Here is a 3,625-nt window from a genome sequence, read left to right as displayed (position 1 = left end):
ACTTTTTTTGAGATGCACTACCTAATTTACTTATTATACCTCATGTGACTGGGAACCGCTATAATGCCTGCTTTCATAAAATAAAGCAAAGCACAAGCGTTTAAAGTCGTTGCTAGCCAGCTTTTTACAGCATTCATTGTATGAATACTTTTAACACCCATCATTTCTAAAATAGCTAGTATAACAATACCACCGCCGCCACCAAAAAATCCTCCATATATAGCAATTAAAAACTGCAAGCCAATTACTAGCCACATTGGTAATTTAAAACGATTCTGCAACCAGCTATTAATTCGCTTCCCAAATGCAAATAATAACGTAGCAGTCAGCATTAAATATGGAATTAAGCCAGCAAAGCTTTTAGAAGATGTATGTAACAGTATATATGAACCAAGAGTTCCTCCTAAAACGCTTGCTATAGTCAGTGTGAAAAATTCCCATCTACTAATTGTCATATCTTGACGATAAGCAAATGTACTTGCAGCAGTACCTACCCACATTGCTGCTGTATTCGTTGCGTTTGCTGGTATTGGTGGAATTCCAACGAACATTAAAGCTGGAAATGCAATTAACCCTCCTCCTCCAGCAACACCATTTATGGCACCTGCAATTATAGCAACGGCAAATAAAAATAAATTTGATAACATTATTAACTCTCCCTTAGAGCTATAACTCGCAGGCGCCGATAGTCAGCTGTCCAAGTTCCGTTTTTATATAGGATAGGTTTAAGCTGTTCCTCTACTGATTGCATAACTTCTTCTATTTCTTGTTGTGTAGAGTTACCAAAAAATCTGGTAGCGAACATAGTTAGCCAATTTCTCAAACCTGCTTCTCCATCAGGTAAAAGTGTTGGACGGTCAAATAGTACTGCATAGCTAACATCAAAACCCTGCTTTTCTAATAGAGTCGTGTATTCTCCAATGCTGGGAAAATACCAAGATAATGGTGATTTTATTTTACTGGCTTGGTACAGTGCATCTGTGATTAATTTGACATTACCTTTACCACCAAATTCTGCAACAAAGCGACCTTTAGGCTTTAACGCACGATGGATAGAATTAATTACTGCTTCCGGTTCTGGTATCCAATGCAACGTAGCATTTGAAAATACTGCATCAAATTCTGTATCAAATCGGAATGAGCGCGCGTCTGCTACTGTAAATTCTAAATTTGGATAATTTAGCTTTGCTTTTTCCACCATTGCTACATCAGCATCTATTCCTGTAACTATGGCGCCTGTACCAGCTATTTTTGCAGCAAGTTGTCCTGTACCACAGCCAACATCTAAGATTTTTTCCCCAGGTTGCGGGGACAGTAAGTTGAGTAAATCTTCACCATATTCCCAGACAAACGCATGTTTACCCTCATAAAGGGTTGCGTTCCAAGTATTTTGGAGCATAAATCTAATTCCTATATTTTTCTTCTGTTTTCGTAGGGTGCGTGACGCTACGACAAAACTTCAACGTAGTTACAAGACTTGTAGCGTCACGCACCAACCTAAGATTATGACTATTTTTATACGGCGCCGTAAACGGTGCTTGTATTAACAAGAGTAAATAATATATAAATAAATGTCCAATATATTTTTAACAATATATTAATATATATATAATATTACTTATACAAATTATCTAGTAAGGTGCGTGGCGCTACTAGATACTCGCTTCGTTTTAAGATTGTTGATAGCGTCACGCACCCTACTTATGGAACTGCGACATCTACGTTACTTTGTCACCCTAGCAGAAGAATTACACTTTGGACGCGCGGCAGAACGGTTACATATAGCTCAACCTCCTCTAAGTCAGCAAATTCGTCAATTAGAAGATGAGCTTGGTTTCCAGCTATTTCACCGTACTAAGCGGGTAGTACAGTTAACCGAAGCTGGAGAAGCGTTTTTATTAGAAGTACAGAAAATATTTAAGCAACTAGAACAAGCTGTACAAACAGGGCGCCAAACTAGTCGTGGTGAAGCGGGACAATTAGTAATTGGGTTTGTCAGTTCGACTGCATATAATGTGTTACCAGAAATTTTGCGTAAATTCCGCGCTCTGGTTCCGGGAGTTAAGTTAGAATTACATGAACTTACAACCGATGAACAATGGCGCCTCTTACGCGAAGGTAAAATAGATATTGGTTTTGTACGTCCTCCTATTGAAGAACCTTTATTCGCTACCGAAACTGTATATAAAGAGCCTCTTATTGTCGCGTTACCTGAAGGACATCGATTAGCTAAAGAAACGAGTGTTTCAATCAAATCTCTTAGTAACGATGATTTTATATTATTTCCAAGGAACTTCTCACCTGGTCTTCACGATGCCATTATTGGTTTATGCCAACAAGCTGGCTTTTATCCAATAGTGACGCAAGAAGCTATTCAAATGCAAACAATCGTCAGCTTAGTTGCTGCACAAATGGGTGTAGCAATAGTTCCCTCATCACTTCAGCATCTTCAGCGTACTGGTGTTATTTATAAACTTATCGAAGAGTTTGTTACTGAAGTCGCTATCAATATAATCTGGCGCCGGAATGATATATCCCCAACAGTAAAAAAGTTCTTAGATATAGTAAAAACTAGCAATTCTTTTGATAGTAAAGACAATTATTAGAACTACATTATTTTCTTCTTCTATAAAGTGCGCTGGCGCTCCATGTTACTCCAATGAGTCCTAAAATGAGGTTAGGCTCTGGTATTTGAGTAGCAGTCGCAACAATCAACGCTTCACCTCCTCTAAAACCAAATGTATTAACTACAAAAAGTGGAATTCTGATTGAGTTTGTATTGATGTCTGGTAGCAATCAGCGATGTACGAGCATTAAACGCTTTACCATTTAATCTACCTTCAGGGAGCGAAGTATACGCTGGTTACACTGATTATAGCATCGACACCGTGATAGAGAGTGCTGGATTACAGCAACCTGAACAGGCGCCTGATTCTAAAATTACAGTTGCCTAGAAAAGAGAAATTATTAAAACTCAAGCTGTGGCTTAAAATATTGGCTCAGAAAAAATAAAAAAGGCGCCTATCCGTACAAAAAAGGCGCCTTTTTTACTAACCTAAACACCAGTCTAGCAACTAAAGTTCATTAACGCCAATAATATCGGCATCCAAAATATCCCCTGTCTCGGCATCAAACACATGAATTATTTTAGCCTTTTTAAGCTTAGTTGTTTGAGATTCTTGCGCTAGTTTAGTCGATTGATTTATGCCAATTGGTAGCGCCATTTTCATTCCTGGCATTTTGTTTGGCAATTCAAGCCCATTAGGAGCATGTATTTCAACTAAAAATACTTGGCGATTTGGATGCACTTGAAGATTTTCAAGCACGCCGAGATTGCTTTTGTTCCGCTCTGCAATATAGTCACTATATTTGACTAAACGAATTGATTTGTATAACAACCCCAGAGCTGTTTCATTCTCTAGAGATAAAAGCTATAACCATGATTTTTTGGTTAATCAACCACCAAAATCTTGTTCGGTAACGGTTGATTTATAGGCGCCTGGATTTATTCTTTTTAGAATGAAACAGCCCTGCCACGTGGAAGGGGGGTTGGGGGTTCAATCCGAATGGCACTAAGAAAACCCTAAAAGGGGCTGACACGGTGACGCGGTGAGGTAAAACAGGG

At 38.6% G+C, this 3,625-nt stretch carries 4 protein-coding genes and 1 pseudogene; 2 read left to right on the top strand and 3 right to left on the bottom strand.

Annotated features, from left to right (window positions below):
- Positions 1-26: 26 nt before the first annotated feature.
- Positions 27-647, bottom strand: a complete 621-nt coding sequence (locus AC2JBO_RS43855; protein WP_496959897.1) for a sulfite exporter TauE/SafE family protein — start codon at positions 645-647, stop codon at positions 27-29.
- 2 nt (positions 648-649) lie between these two features.
- Positions 650-1,399 (bottom strand): class I SAM-dependent methyltransferase, encoded by a 750-nt coding sequence (locus tag AC2JBO_RS43850; protein ID WP_496959896.1) that lies wholly within the window; start codon positions 1,397-1,399, stop codon positions 650-652.
- A gap of 304 nt (positions 1,400-1,703) precedes the next feature.
- Between AC2JBO_RS43850 and AC2JBO_RS43845 the strand changes: the two genes are divergently transcribed.
- Together AC2JBO_RS43845 and AC2JBO_RS43840 are read left to right on the top strand one after the other, a co-directional pair.
- Positions 1,704-2,606, top strand: a complete 903-nt coding sequence (locus AC2JBO_RS43845; RefSeq protein ID WP_496959895.1) for a LysR family transcriptional regulator — start codon at positions 1,704-1,706, stop codon at positions 2,604-2,606.
- A gap of 134 nt (positions 2,607-2,740) precedes the next feature.
- A pseudogene (locus AC2JBO_RS43840) lies at positions 2,741-2,879 on the top strand (IS982 family transposase); the annotation flags it as partial.
- 195 nt (positions 2,880-3,074) lie between these two features.
- Here AC2JBO_RS43840 and AC2JBO_RS43835 read toward each other — a convergent pair.
- Entirely contained in the window at positions 3,075-3,326 is a 252-nt protein-coding gene (locus tag AC2JBO_RS43835) for a hypothetical protein (protein WP_496959894.1), read from the bottom strand.
- Between the last annotated feature and the right edge of the window lie 299 nt (positions 3,327-3,625).

This window comes from Calothrix sp. CBUCES-K 9914, from assembly GCF_059640475.1.
The sequence above is the reverse complement of the archived record's forward strand: the minus strand, read 5'-3'. Positions and strand labels throughout refer to the sequence as shown.